Raw genomic sequence first — 20,452 nt, forward strand, 5'->3', positions numbered from 1 at the left:
GACCGGCCGACCCCGGGTTGTACCCAACCGTTGTGCTTCGCCCCGCCCGCGGCCCCGCGGCCCCGGTCACCCGGCCGGTGCCGGGGCTCCGCCCGTGAAGTCCACCTCGGCGGCCGTCAGTACGCGCACCCGCCGTCCGGGGAAGCGGAGGTTGCGGTAGATCTCGTTGTGGTGCGCGACGGAAGCCTCCGGTGCGGCGTACGGGCCGGGGCCCGGCCGGACGGACGTGGTGTGGCCGTCCGCGACGAGTACCACGTCGTACCCCCGGCTCAGCGCCTGCCGGGCGGTGGACTCGACGCAGATCTCGGTGGCGAACCCGGTGACGACGACCTCGGTGACCCCCCGGGCGCGCAGGACCGCGTCGAGTTCCGTGTCGAGGAACAGGACCGCGTCCAGTTCCGTGTCGAGGAAGCTGGTGGGCACCGTGCCCGGACCTTCCGGCCCGGGCATCACAGCTGGTGCCGCACCCAGACGTTGGGCTCGACGTAGACCGCGTAACCGTGCGCGAGCGCGCAGTGCACCGGGAGGAGCGCCCCCGGGACCTCCACCGGACCGTCCGTGTCGAACGGCAGCCCGGTCCACTCCCGCCACTGCGCGAGCGAACCGCTCACCGTCATCGACACCGTGGCGACCGAGTCCACCTTGCCGCCCGCCCGGGCGTGGACCCGCAGCCAGGGGTCCTCGGGCAGCCCGTCCTCGGGGCGGGTCAGCCGGGCGTACTCCTCCATCGGCAGTCCGGACCGCAGGTGCTTGCCGTTCGGCCGCACCGGGGCGACGACCTGTCCGAATCCGAGCCGTCGCGCGTTGTCGCGCATCGCGGCGAGCATCCGGCCCGATATCCCCTTGCCCAGATGGCCGGTGGCCACCGTGATGTCGATCGCGCTGACCGTGTCGGGGGTGTTCCCGCGCCGCAGGTCCGAGAACGCCCACAGCATCACCTGGTCCCAGCCGCCGACGGGCAGTTCGCCGCGCCCCGGAGTGTCCAGCAGGAAGGGCACGCTGAACGCGCGCGCGACCACGACGCCCTCGGGGTCGGTGGCGACCAGCACGTACTGGGGGAACTCGACGGCGATCCGGGGGAAGTTCGCCCAGCCGACCAGGTCCTCCAGCATGAACTCCGGCCAGGTGTCCGGCATCCGGTCCAGGGCGTCGGCCAGCTCCGGGCGCTCGGCGAGAGTGGTGATGTTCAGGTCCATACGCGCGACCCTAAACAGCCGCAGCATCTCCGACCAGCGAATATCGGCTCGGAACCACCGCGCGCCCACCACGCGCCCACCGCGCGCCCGCCGGCTGGTTCCGGCCGGAACCGACCGGGACCAGCCGGAACCATGAGGTGTTCATGCCGCGTCCCCACCCGTGACTTCGTACCCGTGACTTCGCGCCCGTGACGTCGCACCCGGGGCGCCACTCGTCGAGGAGCAGAACCATGACCCAGCCCGCCACCACACCGCCCCGCCCCCGGAGAGCCGCCGGGTGCCTCCAGAGCATCGTCGTGCTCGCGGTGATCCTCGGCCTGGGCTACGGGGCGTCCAAGATCTTCGGTGACGACTCCTCGAAGAGGTCCTCGGAATCGTCCTCTTCCTCCTCGTCCGCGTCGGACGGCAAGGGCGGCTCGTGGGAGATCGGTGACTGCGGAGGCCCCGACCCGGAGAACAAGCCGGACGGTTACCGCGCCTACGAATGCGACGAGTCGGGCGCGACCTTCAAGGCCCTGAAGATCGAGGACGCGAGCTTCCTGCCCAACGCGATCCAGTGCCCGGCCGGAACGGACCTGATCATCCAGGTCTCCCGGGTCTTCGGCTCCGGCGACGGCAAGAAGGGCGGCGGCATCCCGACCAACACGGTCTGCGGCCGCAACCTGACCGGCGACCACCCCGGCGACGCGGGCGCCGGCGGCGGCCAGCTGGTCGAGGGCGACTGCATCTCGGCGACGGCCAAGGAGATCGCCTGCGCCTCGGCCGGGGCGGACGCCTTCAAGGTCCTCGGCCTCGTCAAGGAGAAGACCGAGTGCCCGGCGGCGACCACGGAGCCGATGCAGCTGATGATGGCGATGGGCCGGCCGTACGACGTGATCTGCGGAGGCAAGGTCTGAGACCCGCCCGCTCCCCGGTGCGGTGGCTGCCGCCCAGCAGCCGCTCAGTTGCCGCTCAGCCGCCGCACTGGGTGAGCATGGTCCGCTTGTCGGCGGCCGTGACCGGGAGTTCGTACTTCAGCGAGACCTGGGCGAACCGTACGGCGTAGGAGCAGCGGACCGGCTTGTACGGCGGCAGCCAGGAGGCGGGGCCGGAGTCCCGTTTGGCGTTGTTGGCCGGGCCGTCCACCGGGATGAGGTTGAGCGGGTCGTTGGCGATCCGCTCACGCTTGGCCTCGTTCCAGCGGGCGGCGCCCATCTGCCAGTTGTAGGACAGCGGCATCACATGGTCGATCTGCACCTCGGTGGCCCGCCGCTTGCGCCAGTCGATGCTCTCGCCGGTGTAGGGGTCCTGGAGCGTCATCGACATGACGACGCAGTCGGATCCCGCCTTGTGCTCGATGTCCTTGCCGTCCCGGGCGAGCAGGTCGTTGCGGGTTATCTCCATCCCTCTCCCGATCGCGATGCACATGAGGCACAGCCGTAACCCACTCCTGGCCCTCATCGTTATCAGCCATGCCATGAGGCACATGAGTAACGACGGAGACAGGAAGCAGATCCATGACGTTACGCACGGAGAAGGCCGTCTCGCCCACCACCGGCGAGACCACCTGGCTCCTGGTCGACGAGGAGACGTACGCACCCCACCCCGAAGCCCGCGAGTTCTCCCTGTAGCTGCGCGGAGCCGGGCGGTCACCGCAGACACAGCGCGCGTACATCCCCAGAATCGGCCGCTTCCTCAATTGGTGCGCAGAGCGGGGCACCGACTGGAGGACCGTCCGGCTCGGGGACATGAGTCTGTTCAAGTTCCACGTCGAGCGGACACCGACCCAGTACGGGCGGCCTCCGTCCGGCAAGACGGTCAACGCCACGCTCACTGCGGTGTGTGAGTTCCTCCGCTTCTGCGCGGTTCAGGGACATGTGGGTCACGAAGTCGCCGCGCGTCTCAGCGAGCCGCGCTTCCTCGCCCACACCCCGGCCGGCTTCGATCCCGGTGAGGGCGGCCAACACCTGATGATCAAAGCCCGCGTCCTGAAGGCACCGGAGATCGAGCGGGCACCGCAGACGCTCACCCGAGCCCAGACGGATCAGATCCTCGACGCCGCTCGCACCGAGCGTGACCGGCTGCTGCTGATCGTCCTCCTGGAAGCCGGCCTCCGCATCGGCGAAGCCCTCGGGCTGCGGCGCGAGGACATGCATCTACTCCCCGATTCCAGCCATCTCGGCTGCCGGATCGGTGGCGCGCACCTGCACGTCAGGCCTCGGCAGGACAACGTCAACGGGGCACGGGCCAAGGCCGGGCGCCCTCGCATGGTTCCGCTGACGCCAGAGGCGGTCCATCGGTATCGCGATCATCTCGCCGAGCGTGAACAGGTGGCCGGCTCCGCCGCCTGTGACTACGTCTTCGTCAATCTCGTCGGCACGCACGCGGGACGGCCCTTGTCGTACTCCAACGCCAAGCAAGTGGTCGAACGGATCGGGAGACGCTGCGGTCTGACCGCCCGGCCGCACATGATGCGGCACACGGCCGCCACCCGCTGGATTCGCAACGGGGTCGCTCCGGACGTCGTGCAGACACTCCTGGGCCATGCCTCGTCGGCGAGCACAGCCGTGTACGTGCACGCCCAGGACGAGGATCTCCGCGCGGCCGTCGACAGCCTCGCTTCGGAGCTGCCGCGATGACCATTGCACCTCTCCGCTCGGCTGTCGTTGCCTCCGTCTCCGTTGAACCGGAGTGGTCGTCATGGCTCGCGGCGCGCCTTCCGTCAGGCTGGCGGACAGATGAGTGGGACCCCGTTCAGGCACTGTTCACCGCCGATCCTGGTAACCCGACGACCAGCGTGTTCGTCTGCTCCGTGGCCTCCTGCACCACCCATGTGGCGAGCAACGGCTCCCGCTGCGACGCCTGCCGGAAAGCCCGATACCTCCTGGGGAACCCTGCGTCCTTCGACACCACGCACACCCCGGATCCGTCTCGCCGCAGGCCCAACGCCTCCGCGAACGGGGCGATGCCCGGCGTCTCCCAGTTCTCGCTCGCGGGTGTGGGCTCCGCGGTCCGCCAGGAGCTCTTGTACGGACTGCAACAGCGCGACGACGCCGGAATCAGCCTGGTCCCCCAGCGGGTACGCCGCATCGTGGCCGGCCTCCCCGCCGGACTCGGCTCGCTCCTCGATCTGGACGCCTCCTTCTCCTCCGGGCTTCCAGCCGCGACCTCCGGCGTCCTGAACGGCGTTCTCCAGCACGTCCGACGCGCACGCATCGAGTTCGAGGGCACCGATCCGACCTCGGGCGACGTTTGGGAGTGCGCTCTCATCGGGCTGACGGCAGGGCGCGGTCGCAGGTACACCGCTGTCCACGGCGACATCGACTTCCGTCCGGTACGGCAGCACTGGCTGCGGGAGCTGGTCAAGGAGTACGGCCGCACGGCACGCCCCAACGTCATGGACCTACGGCAGACCGTCTACGCGGCGACCATCGCGTCCTCCGCGCTGGCAGGCCGCCCCCACGGGGATGAGCCCGGGCTCCTCGCCATGGCTGACATGAACGCCGTAGTGGACATGTTCCGAATCACCAAGCGTCCCGAGGACGGTCACGACTACTCCACCAGCCACCGCAGAGCCCTGCTCCGGCACTGGCGCGCGTTCCTGGACTACGCCCGTCAGGCCGGGATGATGGATCACGTTCCCGGCGGGTTCGCGCTCAACCCCCGCTTCCACAGCATCGCCGCCGTGGAGGTGACCGAGGACGATCTCGGCCGTGCGATCCCCGAGCATGTCATCGCCCAACTCGACGCGCACCTCGATCTGCTGGGCACCTCGACGGGGTACGCGAGCGACGGCTGGGCGGCCGCCGACTTCGCGCGGATGTACCAGGTGGTCTACGCGGTCCTCCGGGACACCGGCCGGCGTCCGGGAGAGGCCACCAGCCTGCGCCGCGACTGCCTGGAGCGGGTCGACGGCAAACCGACGCTGATCTACGACAACCACAAACGGCGACGCCACGGCCGTCGGCTGCCGATCTCGGAGAGCACCGCCCGGCTGATCGAAACCTGGCAGAAGGAGCTCGATGCGCTACCGGCCGTACCGGCCTGCGCCCAGTGGCTGTTTCCCTCGCCCGGCCAGCGAAACCGTCCGCGCCGCGGGCATCTGAACACTTCGCACTACTGCAACCGTATCTTCCGGAACTGGCTCGACGAACTGATCCCAGACCTTGTGGACGACCGGTTCGACGAGGACGGCGCCCCGCTCGCTTACGACCGGACCCAGGTCGTCCCGTACGGCTTCCGCCACGCTTACGCCCAGCGGCATGCGGACGCGGGCACTCGCCCCGACGTCCTGCGGGAAGTCATGGACCACCGTTCACTGGACGTGACCATGGGGTACTACAACGTCTCCCTCAGCCGAAAGCAGGAGGCCGTACGCACGGTCGCGGCACTCGCCGTCGACCGGCACGGAGCAGCCCGCGGATTCGGCGATCCCCTCGCCTACGAGGTGGAAAGCGTCGGGGTCCCCTACGGCGGCTGCACCGAGCCGAGCAACGTCAAGGCCGGCGGCGGGCACTGCCGCATCCGCTTCCAGTGCGCCGGATGCGACTTCTACCGCCCCGATCCCTCCTACCTCCCCGCCCTGGAACAGCAGGTCGCGGACCTGCGAGCCGACAAGGAAGCCGCCCTCGCGATGGAGGCCGCCGACTGGGTCGTACGCAATCTCGATGACCAGATCCGCGCCTACTCGAAGTCGGCCGACGAGATGCGGCGGAAGCTCGACGCCCTGCCCGTCGAGGAACGGGCCGCCGTCGAATCCGCCTCACGGGAGCTGCGCAAGGCACGCTCCGCAGCGGCCTTCGTCCCCCTGCAGGCGCTGACGACACGGAGCTCTGAATGAAACGTCCTGCCACCTCCGGCGCCAATGACCGGAGCGCACGGATCGAGCGCCTGCGCGTCAGCCGCGCCAAAGACAGCGAAGCCAAGACCAGGAGCGCCCTCGACGCGGTGGACGACCTTCTCCGCTCGGGACGGCGTATCACCGTCACCCAGGTGGCACGGGAGGCAGCGGTGTCCACCTGGTTCGTCTACAACCAGCCCCAGGTGCACCGGGCCGTTCAGGACGGCATCACCACCCAGCGAGAGCAGGGACGTCGGAACTCCACCGTTCCGGAAGCACAGCAGGTATCCCATGCCGGGCTGCGGACGGATCTAGCCCTCGCCCGCGAAGAGATCAAGGACCTCAAGAAGGAACGCGACCGGCTACGGGAGCGCGTCCAGCTCTCACTGGGGGCGGAGCTGGAGGAAGCGAACCGCAGCCGCCTGATCGACAGGATTCAGGAGCTGGAGCGTCAGAACGCTGCCTTGGTCCAAGAACTGGCAGAGTCCCAGGATCGCCAGACCGCGTTCGAGCAGCGTCTGCACACCGCAGAGGACGAACTCACCGCTGCCCGCGCAGGCCTCCGCAGAGCGATGCGGTCAGTTCCGAACCGCTGACGCCGAGTTGTCGTCAGGGGCCGACCTCCGGCGACACCTTCCCCTCCGGTGCGTCGGCGCGCCCCGGGGTCGCCGACGACCAAGGCCGGACCGAGTCTGCTGTCGGCAGAAAGACTAACAAGGGCACCGCGGCCTGCCAGCATGACCCGATGAACAAGCAGACGGCAGTACGTCGGCTCGATCTGGGCTACTTCATCCGGCCGGCTTCGGAAACCGGCGGCCCGGAGCCACGGGTCGAACCAGTCCTCGCCTATCTCGTGCAGCGCGACGAAGGGCTACTCCTCTTCGACACCGGAGTCGGCGCTGCTGACCCAGAAACCGAAGCCCACTATCGCCCTCGCCGCCGGCCGCTTGAGGCAGCCCTCGCGGCAGCAGGAGTCACCCTCACGGACATCTCCCTGGTGGTGAACTGCCATCTCCACTTCGACCACTGCGGTGGGAATCCCCTGCTGGGTGGTAAGCCCATCCTCGTGCAGTCCACGGAGCTCGCCACCGCCCGCCAGGGCGGCTACACGATCGAGGAACTCGTCGACTTTCCCGGCGCGACCTACAAGGAAATCACTGGAGAAGCCGAGGTCTGGCCGGGCGTCCGGATCGTCCCGACCCCCGGGCATACCGCCGGGCACCAGTCGCTCGTGATCCAACAGAGCGACGGCACTCTGGTCCTCGCCGGCCAGGCCCACGACTTCGCGTCGCACTTCGCCTCGGACCACCTGGCCCGCCAGGCCGCCCTCCAAGGCGACGAACCACCGCTTCCCACCTATCAACCATGGCTGGAGCGGCTCACTGAATTCGATCCCCGCCGCGTGCTTTTCGCCCACGACTCCTCAGTCTGGGAGCCCCCCGAGCACAGGGGTTAATACCACCACTCCCAACCATTACCCACTCAACCAGGACAACAGCTTCAGTCATCACACTGGTTGAGCATCATCGACTTGTCCGCTCTTGTCACCGGAAGCTCGTATTTATCGGCGACCTGCGCGAACCGCACGACGTACGCACATCGGATCCTCTTGTTCGGCGGCAGCCAGGACGCGGGCCCGGAGTCCCGCTTCGCCGAGTTGGCGCGGCCTTCGACAGGAAGCAGATTGAGCACGTCGTTCGCCAGCTGCTCGCGTTTGCTCTCCGCCCATCCGGCGGCGCCCATCTGCCAGCTGTAGGACAGCGGGATCACGTGGTCGATCTGCACCTCGGACGCCTTCGCCTTCTTCCAGGAGATGTCCTTGCCGGTGTACGGGTCGTACAGGTCCATCGAAACGACTACGCAGTCGGAACCAGTACGGAACTCGACTTTGCGCCCGTGGAGTTTCAGCAAGTCGTTCCGCGTGTCACAACCGTTCCTCGCGAGCGGTACCCCGTCCGCCGTGTCCATCCACGCATAGCCGAACTCGGCCCGTTCGTAGCCCGTCTTCGGACCACGGCCCTTCGTGGTGAGCCCTTCTATGAGCTTGCGCGCGTTGAGCTTGTCCGCCTCCGAGGTGAGCGCCGCAAGTCCCGGCTTCGTCCCCTCGGGATTCGCCAGCGGGCTCACCGCCTGGCCGGCAGCTGCGTCCGGTTCGGATCCTGCGGAGCTTCCTCCCGGCTCCAGCCCATCACAGCCTGCGACGAACGCGGCGACAACGATGACCGTAAGCGCGGCTTTCTTCCCGCACGTCCGCAGGAGCCCGTGACTCATGTGCCTCTCAGTACGCACAGCCGACCACACCCTGTATACGCTGCGAGAACAGCCCCACCACAGCGCGAACCATAGAGATAATGCGGGTGTCGCAGCCGTTGCGGGCGAGCGGGATGCCGTCGATCCCGTCCTTCCAGGCGTAGCCGAACTTCTTCCGCTCGTAGCCGGTCTTCGGGCCGCGCCCCTTGGTGGCCACCTTCTCGATGATCCTCCGGGCGGTGGCCCGGTCCGCGTCGGTGGTGAGGGGGGCCAGGCCCGCCTTCGTACCGTCGGGGTTGTCCAGCGGGCTGGCGCCGAAGCCCTCGGCGGACCGCGCGCCGCCGTTGGTCCCGCCGCTCGTGCCGTCCCCGCCGCCGGCCGCGAGGCCGTCGGGGCCGCAGCCTCCCGCCAGGGCGATCGCGACGAGAGCGCCGATGGCGGGCAGGGCCGCCGCCCGGTGCGTACAGCGGCGGTGCGTACGGCGGCGGTGCGTACGGCGGCGGTGCGTACGGGGAGCTATCACGTGAAGCCGTCCTGACGGGGAGAGAGCCGAACGCCGAGAATCCTATGGGCGCCTTCCCCGCCGGAGGGGTTTCCATGACGGCGCTTCAGCACGCAGTGCGCCCCGGCCCGGTGACCCCTTCCCGATGCCCAGGGTGTTCTCGGCAGGCAGCATCCCCGACCCGATGACCACCAGCCCAGGGCTCCCCCAGCAGCTCCCCCAGCCGCTCGCGCCCCTGCTCCCCCAGCGCCCGCCACGGCCCGGCGGCCTCCTCGTCGGTACGCAGCTCCACCTTTACGCGCAGCTCGCGCCCCGCGTCCGTGGCCCCCGGCACCCCCGCTCCTGATGTGTGTACGGGTGGTCACTGACCAGGCTGCCTTGAGGCATCGCGACCGGTCCACGCGAGAAATGCCTTCGCCGTGGAAACCTGCTCCCGGCATGATTCCTCTGTGCATGAAGACGAGGGCTGTCGCGGGCGCCCGCGGTACACGCTGGCCAACGAGGAGCACGGGCATGCCTGGGGCCTCTGCGCCGAGGTGGAAGGGCTGTTCGGGGAGCCCCAGCAGGGGACCTACGAGCTGTTCGGCTGGGTTCCACAGGCGGACGTGCGCGGTTGGGTCGGCGACCGCGTGTGGCTGGTGCCGGACGATGAGACGCTCGATCCCTGGCTGCTGGAGGACGCGGAGAGCGTAGGCCGGCCCCTGGGGACGGACAGTCTCGTCCTCACCGGCCTGGACGACTACGAAGGCCCACCCGAGGGATACAGGGGCCGGGTTCGCGTGCACGATGGGCACCGCTGGCTGGGCTCCTGCCGAGAGTTCGGCCGCGTCCTGCCGTCCGAACAGTCGGCGTCCCCGCTCGTCCTGCGGGGGCTCGCCCAGGGTGATCAGCTGCGGGCGGCACTGATGAAGGGCACCCGGCGGGCGTTGGACCTGGAAATGGCCGCCCTGGAGATACAGGACGACCAGGGCGAGCCGCTCACCGAACGCCTGCTCTGGGCCAGAGTCAGCGCCTGGGGCCCATCGTCCTACGGGCCGGACCGGATCGACCTGGAGCTCGAAGGAGAGCTTTTCACGCCCGTGCCCCCCTACGCCCGGCCCATCTGGGAACGGTGGTTCGCCGGGCCGCCGGACACCCAGGGTGCCTGGGCCGGCCTCGACACCCGGCACCGCGGAGCCTGGCTCGACCTCGTCCGAGAGCGGGCCTGCCGGCGCACCCACCGTGACCGGCCGGCCGGTCAGGCCTACGAACTCGACGGCCGACACGTCACCGACCTACCGGGCCTCTACCTGGCGCTCGGCGAGGCGGTGAACGGTCCGGGCGGCTACTTCGGCGGCTGCCTGGCCGCCCTCGACGACTGCCTGCGCGGCACCTTCGGCTACACCGCCCCCGCAACCCTGCTCTGGCGCGAAGCCGCGACAGCACGCGAGCATCTGTCCCAGGCTCTGACGCCGGACGGCCGGCCCTACGACCTGTTCAGCGTGGTCCTCGATGTCCTGGCCCAGGGCGGCATGCACGTCACCCTGGTCTGAGCCGCTGCCAAGGACCTCGCCACCCTCTCCTTCGTCGAGGCCAAGGCCCACGTGGCTCGGCTGGGGCAGCCCGGGTCCGGCAAGACGCATATCGCCGTCGCCCTCGCCCTCGCGGTCGCGGTCGCGGTCGCGGTCGCGGCCTGCCGGGCCGGCTACTCGATCTACTTCACGACCCTCGACGACACGGTCCGCAACCCCAAGACCGCAGAAGCCGCCGGACGACTGGTCCCGCCACCGCGATCCTCGACCGCCTCCTGCACCACTGCGAGGTCGTCTCCATCAACGGCAACAGCTACCGGCTCAAGAACCGTCTCAAGCTATCGAGCGGGACACCGACATGGCCTGAGTGGACACCCTGGAGGCCAGTCACAGTAGGTGAGCGAACGTGCCGACCCCATCGCGAATAGGACCCAGCCTGTCCTAGATCTCTCATAGCTTCCCCCTCATGAGCCATGAAGACACGTCAGCACCCACGTTCCGCTACTCGGCTGTCACCTTCGACTGCCCTGACCCCGCCGAGCTGGCCCACTTCTACGGAAAGGCCCTCGGCCTGCCTGTGGTCTTCTCCACCGACGATTTCACCCTGCTCGGCCAAGAGGGAGCTGCCGGACTGGGATTCAACCGGCTCACCGACTACCGCCGCCCCACTTGGCCGGACCCCGCTCAGGAGAAGCAGGCCCATATAGAACTAGGTGTCGACGACCTGGACTCCGCTCAGGCTCGCCTGCTCGCTCTGGGGGCCGTCAAGCCCGAATTCCAGCCGGACCCCGACCGGTGGCGGGTCCTGCTGGATCCCGCAGGCCACCCGTTCTGCATCTCCACCTTGGTCTGAGCACGACCGTCCCTCTGAAGCTGGTGCACATTCCTCTGTACTGGGTGGAGCGCTCACCCCAGTACGGTGCCGCTTCCGGTCCCTCACCGGCCTGATCTTCACTCCGGAGGGGCCGGGGCGACGGCGGACGGACAGCCGGTGACGGGGCCGGCGGTATCAGTCGGCTTCGGGCGCGAACTCGTACTGAACCTCGTACAGGTGACCCGCCTTGACCATCACCGTGGCCTCGATGGGCCGGTCGTCGTCGCTGAACACCACCCGCAGCGTACGCAGGACCGGATGGTCCCCGGGAAGCCGGAGCAGCCGGTACTGCTCCTGCGTCGCCACACGCGCCGAGACCCGGTCCACGCTGAGCCGGGGAGGGTGGCCGAGCGAGGCCAGGAGGGTGGGCGTGCCTCCCTGAATGCGGCGGCGTTCGGTGATGGCAGTGCCTTCGGCGATGTCCGGCGGGTAGTACGAGGAGACAAGTTCCGCAGGTTCGTCGTCGATCGACAGGAGTTGGTGGCGGAGGATCGCCGTGCCGCCCGGCTGGAGCGCCAGCGCGTCCGCGACGTCCGCCGGCGGTTCGGTCTGCGTAACGTCCAGGAGCGTGCTGCGGGCGCGCGTGACGGAGTTCGCCGCCTCGGTCAGCCAGCGGTAGGGCTCTCCCGAAGGTGACGGCGCCATGTACGCGGCGGGCCGTATCGTGCGCTGCCGATGTTCGCGTACGGTCACCGACGCGCCTGCCCTGCCGACCACGAGATGCTCGCCCTTGAGGAGCTGCAAGGCCTTCTGAACCGTGGCGTTCGCCGCTCCGAACCGCTCCTTCAACTGCGCGGTGGACGGCAGGCTGTCGCCCGGAGCCAGGTCCCCGGACATGATGTCGTCCCGCAGATCGGCAGCGATCCGCTCGTGCAGCGGACGGCCGTCCGCTTCTCCCGCCTCAGGTCCGTGCACCGTCATCCGATCCTGATCTCGTACCGCAGCCTCTGACCCCGGGAAGGCATGACCATCACATCGGCCTGGATCGGCCGGTCGTGCGCGTCGAGTGTGAGCCGGGTCAGTTCGAGGACCGGCTCACCGATCCTCAGGGCCAGCTCCGCCCGTTCACTCTCGGACGGCATGCGAGCGGCCACGTCTTCCCTGGCACGGACTCCCACGTGCCCGAGTTCGGCGAGCAGCCGAACGGCTCCTCCCCGGATCTTCGTCGTGCCGGCCAGCCCTGTGCCCCGCGCGATCTCCAGGGGGTAGTAGGTGTCGGTCAACTCGCACGGTTCGCCGTCGAGATACATGATCCGCCGCCGCCCGACGACCTGTCCGCCCTGTTCCACCGCGAGCAGGCCGGCCACGCGCTCCGGGGCGACGACTTGACCGGCACTCACGATCTTCTGCGTGCCCCGTCGCCCCGCCGACGCCGCCTCGGCACTCCAGACGTCGCTTCCGCCCTCCGCCGTCGTCAGGTAGTGAGCGGACGCGCTGATCACTTCACCCTCGCCCATGGCCTCCTCCTTCGCCGACGACGGACCTTGCCGGTGCACACGGTAGGCGACTCCGTCGAACACCCCAAAGAGTACCTTGCCGCCTTTCGCGAATAGCAGTGCGGTCATCTCGTTACGGCCCACGAGCAAGGCGGTGAACCACCGTGTCCTCTTCGCAGTTACGGCGCTTCCCCCGACGGCGCACATCCGTCGGTGCCTCACGCGATTTCGTCGTCCATGTCCTCAGGGAGTGGCAGCTCACGGACCTGATCGACGACATAGAGCTCTGCGCCTCGGAGCTGACGACCAACGCCCTGCTCCACGGCGTCCCACCGGGACGGGAATTCGCCGTCCGGCTCGACCTGACGGACGACCTCGTACGACTGGAGGTCCGGGACAGCGGCGACGGGCGGCCAGAGATTCAGCACGCGGACGAGAGCAGTTGCTCAGGACGCGGGCTGTTCCTCGTCGGTGAACTCGCCGCAGACTTCGGCATCGACCACCACGTCGTGGGCAAGACGGTGTGGGCCGCGTTCAAGCGGCCCGCGACGCCGTAGCGGCCCCGGGCCAGACGCATCGGGCCCCGCCGGTCAGCCCGGCGGGGCCCGATCGTTCACGCAGCACCCGGCGCTACGACCCCAGGATCGCCGTCAGGAACTCCCCCGTCCACGCCAGCAGTTCGCGGCCGATGACCGGCTTGCCGCCGATCTTCCCGGCGGTCGGGCGCGGGACCAGGATCTGGTGGGCGGTCGGCTTGATGACCGTCTTGGGGTGCAGGCGCTTCAGCCGCAGCTCCTGGGACTCGCGCAACTCCACCGGGGCGAAGCGGATGTTGGAGCCCTGGAGGACGATCTCGCCGACGCCGCAGGCGCGGGCCAGCATGCGCAGGCCCGCGACCAGGAGGAGGTTCTCGACCGGTTCGGGCAGGGGGCCGTAGCGGTCGGTCAGCTCCTCGCGGACCGCGCGGATGTCGTCCTCCGATGAGGCCGCGGCGATCGAGCGGTAGGCCTGGAGGCGCAGCCGCTCGCCGGGGGCGTAGTCGTGCGGGACGTGCGCGTCGACCGGGAGCTCGATCTTGACCTCCAGCGGAGGCTCCTCCTGCTCGCCGCCCTCCATCTGGGCCCGGTAGTCGGCGACCGCCTCGCCGACCATGCGGACGTACAGGTCGAAGCCGACGCCCGCGATGTGGCCGGACTGCTCGCCGCCGAGCAGATTGCCCGCGCCGCGGATCTCCAGGTCCTTCATCGCCACGTACATGCCCGCGCCCATCTCCGTGTGCTGGGCGATGGTGGCCAGGCGTTCGTGGGCCGTCTCCGTCAGGGGCTTCTCGGGCGGGTAGAGGAAGTAGGCGTAGCCCCGGTCGCGGCCTCGGCCCACCCGGCCGCGCAGCTGGTGCAGCTGGGAGAGGCCGAAGTTGTCGCCGCGCTCCACGATCAGGGTGTTCGCGTTGGAGATGTCGATACCGGACTCGACGATCGTCGTGGAGACCAGGACGTCGAACTTCTTCTCCCAGAAGTCCACCACCACCTGTTCCAGGGACGCCTCCGACATCTGGCCGTGGGCCGTGGCGATCCTGGCCTCCGGGATGATCTCGCGGAGGCGGGCGGCGGCCCGGTCGATGGACTCGACCCGGTTGTGGATGTAGAAGACCTGGCCCTCACGCAGGAGTTCACGGCGGACCGCCGCGCCGATCTGCTTCTCCTCGTACGGGCCGACGAACGTGAGGACCGGGTGGCGCTCCTCCGGCGGGGTGGTGATCGTGGACATCTCGCGGATGCCGGTGACCGCCATTTCGAGCGTACGGGGGATGGGGGTCGCTGACATCGTGAGCACGTCCACGTTGGCGCGGAGCTTCTTCAGCTGCTCCTTGTGCTCGACGCCGAACCGCTGTTCCTCGTCCACGATGACCAGGCCGAGGTCCTTGAACTTCGTCTCGGAAGAGAAGAGGCGGTGGGTGCCGATGACCAGGTCGACCGCCCCGTCCCTGAGGCCTTCGAGGGTGGCCTTGGACTCGGTGTCCGACTGGAAGCGGCTCAGGGCGCGGACGTTGACCGGGAACTGGGAGTAGCGCTCGGTGAACGTGCCGTAGTGCTGCTGGACCAGGAGAGTCGTCGGGACCAGGACCGCCACCTGCTTGCCGTCCTGGACCGCCTTGAACGCCGCCCGGACCGCGATCTCCGTCTTGCCGTAGCCGACGTCGCCGCAGATCAGCCGGTCCATCGGGACCGTCTTCTCCATGTCCTCCTTGACCTCGGCGATCGTGGACAGCTGGTCGGGCGTCTCCGCGTACGGGAAGGCGTCCTCCAGCTCCCGCTGCCAGGGGGTGTCCGCGCCGAAGGCGTGGCCGGGGGCCGCCATCCGGGCGGAGTAGAGCTTGATCAGGTCGGCGGCGATCTCCTTGACCGCCTTCTTCGCCCGCTGCTTCGTCTTCGTCCAGTCCGCGCCGCCGAGCCGGTGCAGCGTCGGGGCCTCGCCGCCGACGTACTTGGTGACCTGCTCCAGCTGGTCGGTCGGGATGTAGAGACGGTCGCCCGGCTGGCCGCGCTTGGCGGGGGCGTACTCGACGAGCAGATACTCGCGGGTCGCGCCCTGGACCGTGCGCTGCACCATCTCCACGTACCGGCCGACACCGTGCTGCTCGTGGACGATGTAGTCGCCGACCTCCAGCGTCAGGGGGTCGATCGTCTTGCGGCGGCGGGCCGGCATCCGGCCCAGGTCCTTGGTGGCGGTGCGCTGACCGGTCAGGTCCGTCTCGGTGAGCACCGCGAGCTTCAGCGCCGGGTCGACGAACCCCTGCTCGATGGCCCCGCAGGAGACGTGCACCAGGGACGGGGTGAGCTCGGCCAGGTCCGCGTCGAGGCGGGCGGCGATGCCCTCGCCGCCCAGCACCTCGACCGTACGGGTGGCGAGGCCCTGGCCCTCCGTCACGTACACCGTGCGCCAGCCCTCGGCCAGCCAGCCCTTGGTGTCGGCGAGCGCGCGGGCGGTGTCGCCCCGGTACGCCTCGGGGGCGTGCATGGAGAGCTGGAGGGTGTCGTCGTCGTGGTCGGCGGCGTCGGCCGCGAACGGCGAGATCGACCACCACATCATGTCCAGCTCGCGGGCCCGGTCCCGGACGTCCGCGATGCCCCACAGCGAGGCCGCGCCCACGTCGATGGGGGCCTCGCCGCCGCCCGCGCTCGCCGCCCACGACGCCTGGAGGAACTCCTGGCTCGTGGCGACCAGGTCGGCCGCCCTGGTGCGGACCCGCTCCGGGTCGCAGACGATCGCCATCGCGTCCCGCGGCAGGACGTCGAGCAGCAGTTCCATGTCGTCGACCAGGACCGGGGCCAGGGACTCCATGCCCTCGACCGCGATGCCCTCCGCGATCTTGCCGAGCAGCTCACCCAGCTCCGGGTGGGCCTCCGCCAGCACGGCGGCCCGCTCCCGCACCTGGTCGGTCAGCAGCAGCTCGCGGCAGGGCGGGGCCCACAGCCCGTGCGCGGCGACCTCCAGGGACCGCTGGTCGGCGATCTTGAAGTAGCGGATCTCCTCGACCTCGTCGCCCCAGAACTCCACCCGAAGGGGGTGCTCCTCGGTGGGCGGGAAGACGTCCAGGATTCCGCCGCGTACGGCGAACTCGCCGCGCTTCTCGACCAGTTCGACCCGGGAGTACGCGGCGGCCGCCAGCGCGTCGACGACCTCCCCCAGATCCGCGCTCTGCCCGCCGGCCAGCGCCACGGGCTCCAGCTCGCCGAGCCCCTTGACCTGCGGCTGGAGCACGGAGCGGATCGGCGCGACGACGACGGAGACGGGGCCGGTCTCCGGGTCGTCCTCGCGGGGGTGCGCCAGGCGCCGCAGCACGGCGAGGCGGCGACCCACGGTGTCCGAGCGGGGCGAGAGCCGCTCGTGGGGCAGGGTCTCCCAGGACGGGTACTCGGCGATGGTGTCCGGCGGCAGCAGGGTGCGCAGGGCGGCGGCCAGGTCCTCGGCCTCCCGGCCCGTCGCGGTGACGGCCAGCACGGTCCGGCCGGTCTGCCGGGCCAGCGCGGCCACGGCGAACGGCCGCGCGCCGGGCGGGCCCACCAGGTCGACGTGGGCCCGGTGCCCGTCCCCGGCGGCCTTCACCGCCTCGGCGAGCGCCGGGTCCGTAACGACGACATCCAGCAGACCGTGCAGACTCATGAAGTTTCCGTCCGGGGTTCAGATCAGGTGCGGCTCAGGGTTCACCGGCAGCCGGCTGCTACCGGGGCAACGCGAAGGGCCCGACACGTCAGGAGTGCCCGGACCGCCGGGCACCCCCGGGGGCCGGGGTGGCTTCCAGAGTACGACCCGGGGACGACAGCCGCGCCCGCAACCGGTGAGCCCGCGGTCGGTGCCACCGCCGTGCGGATGCCGTCCCGCCCCCGTCCCGCCGCCCGTGTCCCCGGACGGGCCGCCCGGTTCACGCCCGGTCCGGGGCGCCCGGTTCACGCCCGGTCCGCCGCCCGTCGCGCCGTCACCGCCGCTCGTCGCCGGTCGCGCACCGTTCGTCTCCGGCCCGGGCGCAGTTCTGCCGGGGGCCCTCACAGGAGTGTCCCGAGCGTCTAGTCTTTGCCCGACCATTGCACGAACACGCGGACGGATACATCGACCGGCGCGCCACCCATGCGGTACGGGACACGGTCAACGGCACGGAGCACGGAGCACGGAGCACAGGGCACAGGGCGCGGTCAACGGCACGGGGCACGGGCGGAGCGAGCAGCGGCCGGGACGGGCGGCGCGGGGCGATCCCCTCGGCGTACGCCTCCACGGCACCAGGCATCGGGGGCGTACGTGGGCGAGAACGAGCTGTCTGCTTTCGGGGTCCCGGAGGCCGAGGAAGAGATCTACCGGCACTTCCTGCGCAACCCCGGCACCCACGCCGACGACCTCCCCCTCCTGTCGCACTCCCGCCCCCGGGAGGCGCACGCCCGGATCGCCCGGCTCCAGGAGCTGGGGCTGCTGCGCGACGAGGACGCCGAGCGGCGGATCTTCCCGGCGGATCCCGAGGTGGCCCTCGCCCGGCTGGTGGACCTCCGGCTGCACGCGCTCCACCAGGAGCTGCGTCGCGTCACCCGGTCGCGGCACGTCATTGACGGTCTACGCGCGGAGCAGGGGGCCGGTACGCCGCCTCCCGACACCTCGCGGGGAGCGCTTCTCGCCCACCGCAGCGGCCTGGTCTCCAGCATCGTCTCCCTGTGCGAACGAATCTGGGACCAGGCGGCCGACGAGCTGCCCCGGGCGGGCGACGGCCCGGGGAGCGCCGAGGGCGCTGCCGCCCCTCGCCCTTCCGGCATCGAGCGACGGGTACTGGTGTCGATGTGCACGGTCGGCAAGGACGAGGCGGGCGCACGGGAGCTGGGAGTGTCGGTACGCACCTATCGGCGGCACGTCGCCGATCTGCTGCAGACGCTCGGCGCGGCCAGTCGGGCGCAGGCCGCACTGCTGGCCCGGGAGCGCGGCTGGATCTAGCGCGGCTGGACCTGGCACGGCTGGACCTGGCACGGCTGCACCTGAGCTCAGTCTGAGCGGGACGACTGAGTAAGCACGAGGTGGCGCTCGGTTTGAGTAATGCACCTCATGCTCGGGCGGCGAGGAACTGGCGAGGATCAGGGCATGGACCCTCGCACGTACGACGCTCTCTACGGACCCGCCCGGATCCCTCCGCCGCGTCGGCGCACCCCCGTGGTGCTCCTTGCCGCAGGGCTGTGGGTGCTGACGATGTCGTCCCTCGCTTTCCTGGGCTTCATGGTCGGGATGACAGCGTTGTGGAGCGCGGCGGAGGGCATGCCGGTGGGGGGCTTCCTCCTGCACTGCTTCGCCGGCCCGTTCGGTGGTGCGGCCGTGCTCGTCGCGGTCCGCCTGACGCCGGCGGTGAAACGCATGTCCGCTGACACACGCAGCCTCCTGCTGGCAGTCCTGGCGTGTCCGATCCCCCTGGTCATGGGGACGACCATGTGGTTCTACGCCGCGTGACCGATTCTCGGCGGTGTGCATCTCCCGCTCGGCGACCAGCCGGCTGCCGTCGCGGGTTGTCGACCTCCGACTTTGGACAGGGCCCCCTGACCGGCGTCCCGTGCCAGGGGGTAGCTGCGGGATGGTGTCAGCAGATGACGTGGACGGCGTCGGTCCTGTTGTCCGCCGAGGCTGGGAGGGTGAAGCCCTCGCCGGGGTTGGCGTGGACAAGGTGTTCCCAGGCGCTGCCGTTCCAGTTCGCGAGGTTCACACGGTGACCGGTGCGGTTGAAGACGGATGTGGCCCGGTCACCGCCGCCCGCGAGACCGATGTTGTCGAACCAGCAGCCGTCCGTCGCGGTGTAGAAGCGCCCCACACCGCCTGCCTCGTCGTACAGGCAGATATTGCCCGCCGGGCAGTCCCAGGCGGCCTGGACGCCCGGTGCCGTCGGTGTCGCTGCGGCCGGCACGGCCGTCATGGTCAGTCCGGCGGTGAGAGCCGCAGCCAGCGCGGCAGCCTTGAACTTCATTACGCACTCCCCAAGCTTTCGGACTCCCCGAAACGGGTGTCCGCATCCAGCGACCGGAACAGTTCCGGTCTGATCACCTCCCTCCTACGCCTGCCGGCAGGACGCCAAGCCTTCCCCCACCCGCACGGCAGTCAGAACCACCCCCACAGCCGAGCGCTCGGCGCTTTCGGCCAGGCCGGCACGTACCGGCTTGCGCACCGGCGCACATCCACGCCCCCGTAGAAGCCGCGCATCAGGCTGAAGGCCCTTCGCGCGGCCCGCACCGAACGGCGGCAGTCGCGGACCGGTCCGGCTCGACACCTGGGTCAGCAACACCCGCAGCAGGCGGGAGAAGTTGAGCGACCAGCAGCGCGAGCAGCTCGCGCGCTGGGGTCGGGGCGGGCGACAGCGACCTGACGCCGAAAGCGACCTGCTCCGCCCGGGGTCAGGGCCACTGCGGTGCTCGCTCGAAGCGGCCCTGACCCGACCCGACCTGGCACGATGGCGGCCATGAATCTCCAGCCCCACCCCTGCCAGGGGCTCGGTTCCGACCAAGCGGCCGCAGACGTCCGTGCGGCTGCCCGACTCGTTTCCGCGCGTTATCCGGAAGCAACCGGCGCGGTGCTGGGCGGTTCCGCCGCCCGCGGTCAGTCCACTCCCAGCAGTGACCTCGACATCACCGTCCTTCTGCCTGATCACGGCAGGAGACGTCGTGAGGTGCTTCGTCACGACGACCGCTTGGCCGAGGTCTTTCTCAACAGTCGCTCCGACCTGCGAACCGCCTTCGCGGAAAGCCGCACAACGCGCAGGGCCACAGCACTCTTCCTCTTCGCCGATTCCATCGTTCTCCACGATGCCGACGGTCATGTCGAGGCGCTTCGCCAAGAAGCGAAAGCCCTGTTGGCAGCAGGCCCAGATGCCCTGACAGGGCCCGAGCGCGATGCCCAGCTAGCCCTGCTCACAGACCTCTTGGACGACCTCACCGACACCGGCCCCCACAGCGACCCACACGAACAGCTGGCGGTGGCAGACCGAGTCCTGCGCGAAGCGGCGCATTTGCTCACCGCGCACCATCGCACGTGGAACGGCGCCGGAAAATGGCTGCCCAGGCGCCTGAAAGCAGCTGATCCCGACCTGGGCCAGCACCTACTCGACGGACACCTCGCCCTGGCCAGACACGCTGACCCGACACCGTTGACGACTTCAGTCATGCGAGTGCTGAACTTGACAGGCGGCCCTCTCCGCGAAGGCTACGTCGACCGCTGACACCTTGAACACCAACGTCAGAGCCACCGATGCCAGCGGTCACGGCATCTCGGCATCTCGGCAGATGGCAATACACCTACTGAGCTCAGCTGAGCCCGAGGACTTCCGGTGGTGTCCATCGCCTGCCGGGGCGGG

17 protein-coding genes and 5 pseudogenes are annotated in these 20,452 nt (G+C 69.8%); 12 read left to right on the plus strand and 10 right to left on the minus strand.

The genetic code is table 11. The features are described from left to right. Positions 1-66: 66 nt before the first annotated feature. Positions 67-381: pseudogene (locus D581_RS01000000138045) on the minus strand (cysteine hydrolase family protein); the annotation flags it as partial. Positions 382-449: 68 nt separating this feature from the next. After that, a complete protein-coding gene (locus D581_RS0132755; protein WP_018961341.1) occupies positions 450-1,196 on the minus strand; it encodes a hypothetical protein in 747 nt (248 codons plus the stop codon). Positions 1,197-1,426: 230 nt separating this feature from the next. Between D581_RS0132755 and D581_RS0132760 the strand changes: the two genes are divergently transcribed. Continuing rightward, positions 1,427-2,092, plus strand: a complete 666-nt coding sequence (locus D581_RS0132760; protein WP_018961342.1) for a hypothetical protein — start codon at positions 1,427-1,429, stop codon at positions 2,090-2,092. Positions 2,093-2,147: 55 nt separating this feature from the next. Here the strand turns inward: D581_RS0132760 and D581_RS01000000138050 are convergent. After that, positions 2,148-2,570 (minus strand): annotated as a pseudogene (locus D581_RS01000000138050) (HNH endonuclease family protein); the annotation flags it as partial. A gap of 353 nt (positions 2,571-2,923) precedes the next feature. Here D581_RS01000000138050 and D581_RS1000000138755 point away from each other — a divergent pair. From D581_RS1000000138755 to D581_RS0132790, 4 genes are all read left to right on the plus strand, one after another. Then, positions 2,924-3,814, plus strand: a complete 891-nt coding sequence (locus D581_RS1000000138755; RefSeq protein ID WP_018961345.1) for a tyrosine-type recombinase/integrase — start codon at positions 2,924-2,926, stop codon at positions 3,812-3,814. Positions 3,815-3,987: 173 nt separating this feature from the next. Continuing rightward, positions 3,988-6,015, plus strand: a complete 2,028-nt coding sequence (locus tag D581_RS1000000139065) for a site-specific integrase (protein WP_158688653.1) — start codon at positions 3,988-3,990, stop codon at positions 6,013-6,015. After that, the gene (locus D581_RS01000000138065) at positions 6,012-6,611 is read left to right on the plus strand and encodes a DUF6262 family protein (RefSeq protein WP_018961348.1); all 600 of its coding nucleotides are present in this window, start codon (positions 6,012-6,014) and stop codon (positions 6,609-6,611) included. Before D581_RS1000000139065 ends, D581_RS01000000138065 begins: the two co-directional genes overlap by 4 nt. Before the next feature lie 149 nt (positions 6,612-6,760). Further along, positions 6,761-7,471, plus strand: a complete 711-nt coding sequence (locus D581_RS0132790) for an N-acyl homoserine lactonase family protein (protein WP_018961349.1) — start codon at positions 6,761-6,763, stop codon at positions 7,469-7,471. A 44-nt stretch (positions 7,472-7,515) separates the two neighbouring features. On the opposite strand, the gene D581_RS0132795 is transcribed toward D581_RS0132790, so the two are convergent. From D581_RS0132795 to D581_RS1000000142360, 3 genes and pseudogenes are all read right to left on the minus strand, one after another. Then, positions 7,516-8,286, minus strand: coding sequence for an HNH endonuclease family protein (locus D581_RS0132795; RefSeq protein WP_026291115.1), 771 nt, complete (start codon positions 8,284-8,286; stop codon positions 7,516-7,518). An 82-nt stretch (positions 8,287-8,368) separates the two neighbouring features. Next, positions 8,369-8,788 (minus strand): annotated as a pseudogene (locus tag D581_RS01000000138070) (HNH endonuclease); the annotation flags it as partial. A gap of 117 nt (positions 8,789-8,905) precedes the next feature. Next, a pseudogene (locus D581_RS1000000142360) lies at positions 8,906-9,092 on the minus strand (helix-turn-helix domain-containing protein); the annotation flags it as partial. Positions 9,093-9,216: 124 nt separating this feature from the next. Here D581_RS1000000142360 and D581_RS0132810 point away from each other — a divergent pair. From D581_RS0132810 to D581_RS0132815, 3 genes and pseudogenes are all read left to right on the plus strand, one after another. Continuing rightward, on the plus strand, positions 9,217-10,299 hold the full coding sequence (locus D581_RS0132810; RefSeq protein WP_018961353.1) for a barstar family protein: 1,083 nt from the start codon (positions 9,217-9,219) through the stop codon (positions 10,297-10,299). 9 nt (positions 10,300-10,308) lie between these two features. Next, positions 10,309-10,645: pseudogene (locus tag D581_RS1000000140315) on the plus strand (ATP-binding protein); the annotation flags it as partial. A 99-nt stretch (positions 10,646-10,744) separates the two neighbouring features. Beyond that, entirely contained in the window at positions 10,745-11,131 is a 387-nt protein-coding gene (locus D581_RS0132815; RefSeq protein WP_018961354.1) for a VOC family protein, read from the plus strand. A gap of 156 nt (positions 11,132-11,287) precedes the next feature. Here the strand turns inward: D581_RS0132815 and D581_RS0132820 are convergent, their stop codons facing one another. Together D581_RS0132820 and D581_RS0132825 are read right to left on the minus strand one after the other, a co-directional pair. After that, positions 11,288-12,073 (minus strand): GntR family transcriptional regulator, encoded by a 786-nt coding sequence (locus D581_RS0132820; RefSeq protein ID WP_018961355.1) that lies wholly within the window; start codon positions 12,071-12,073, stop codon positions 11,288-11,290. Further along, positions 12,070-12,609, minus strand: a complete 540-nt coding sequence (locus D581_RS0132825; RefSeq protein WP_026291116.1) for a UTRA domain-containing protein — start codon at positions 12,607-12,609, stop codon at positions 12,070-12,072. The genes D581_RS0132820 and D581_RS0132825 overlap by 4 nt, the downstream gene beginning before the upstream one ends. A gap of 143 nt (positions 12,610-12,752) precedes the next feature. Between D581_RS0132825 and D581_RS0132830 the strand changes: the two genes are divergently transcribed. Then, the gene (locus D581_RS0132830) at positions 12,753-13,145 is read left to right on the plus strand and encodes an ATP-binding protein (RefSeq protein ID WP_018961357.1); all 393 of its coding nucleotides are present in this window, start codon (positions 12,753-12,755) and stop codon (positions 13,143-13,145) included. Between the two features lie 73 nt (positions 13,146-13,218). Here the strand turns inward: D581_RS0132830 and mfd are convergent, their stop codons facing one another. After that, the gene (mfd, locus tag D581_RS0132835; protein ID WP_018961358.1) at positions 13,219-16,752 is read right to left on the minus strand and encodes a transcription-repair coupling factor; all 3,534 of its coding nucleotides are present in this window, start codon (positions 16,750-16,752) and stop codon (positions 13,219-13,221) included. Positions 16,753-17,382: 630 nt separating this feature from the next. Between mfd and D581_RS0132840 the strand changes: the two genes are divergently transcribed. Together D581_RS0132840 and D581_RS0132845 are read left to right on the plus strand one after the other, a co-directional pair. Further along, positions 17,383-18,060 (plus strand): response regulator transcription factor, encoded by a 678-nt coding sequence (locus tag D581_RS0132840; protein WP_018961359.1) that lies wholly within the window; start codon positions 17,383-17,385, stop codon positions 18,058-18,060. Positions 18,061-18,204: 144 nt separating this feature from the next. Continuing rightward, the gene (locus D581_RS0132845) at positions 18,205-18,564 is read left to right on the plus strand and encodes a hypothetical protein (RefSeq protein WP_032753457.1); all 360 of its coding nucleotides are present in this window, start codon (positions 18,205-18,207) and stop codon (positions 18,562-18,564) included. Positions 18,565-18,691: 127 nt separating this feature from the next. Here D581_RS0132845 and D581_RS0132850 read toward each other — a convergent pair whose 3' ends face one another. Continuing rightward, positions 18,692-19,072 (minus strand): peptidase inhibitor family I36 protein, encoded by a 381-nt coding sequence (locus D581_RS0132850; protein ID WP_018961361.1) that lies wholly within the window; start codon positions 19,070-19,072, stop codon positions 18,692-18,694. 489 nt (positions 19,073-19,561) lie between these two features. Between D581_RS0132850 and D581_RS0132855 the strand changes: the two genes are divergently transcribed. Next, positions 19,562-20,317 carry a nucleotidyltransferase domain-containing protein gene (locus tag D581_RS0132855; RefSeq protein ID WP_078625986.1) on the plus strand — a complete coding sequence of 252 codons (756 nt, stop codon included), beginning with the start codon at positions 19,562-19,564 and terminating at the stop codon, positions 20,315-20,317. Positions 20,318-20,452 lie beyond the last annotated feature (135 nt).

It is taken from the genome of Streptomyces sp. CNB091 (assembly GCF_000377965.1).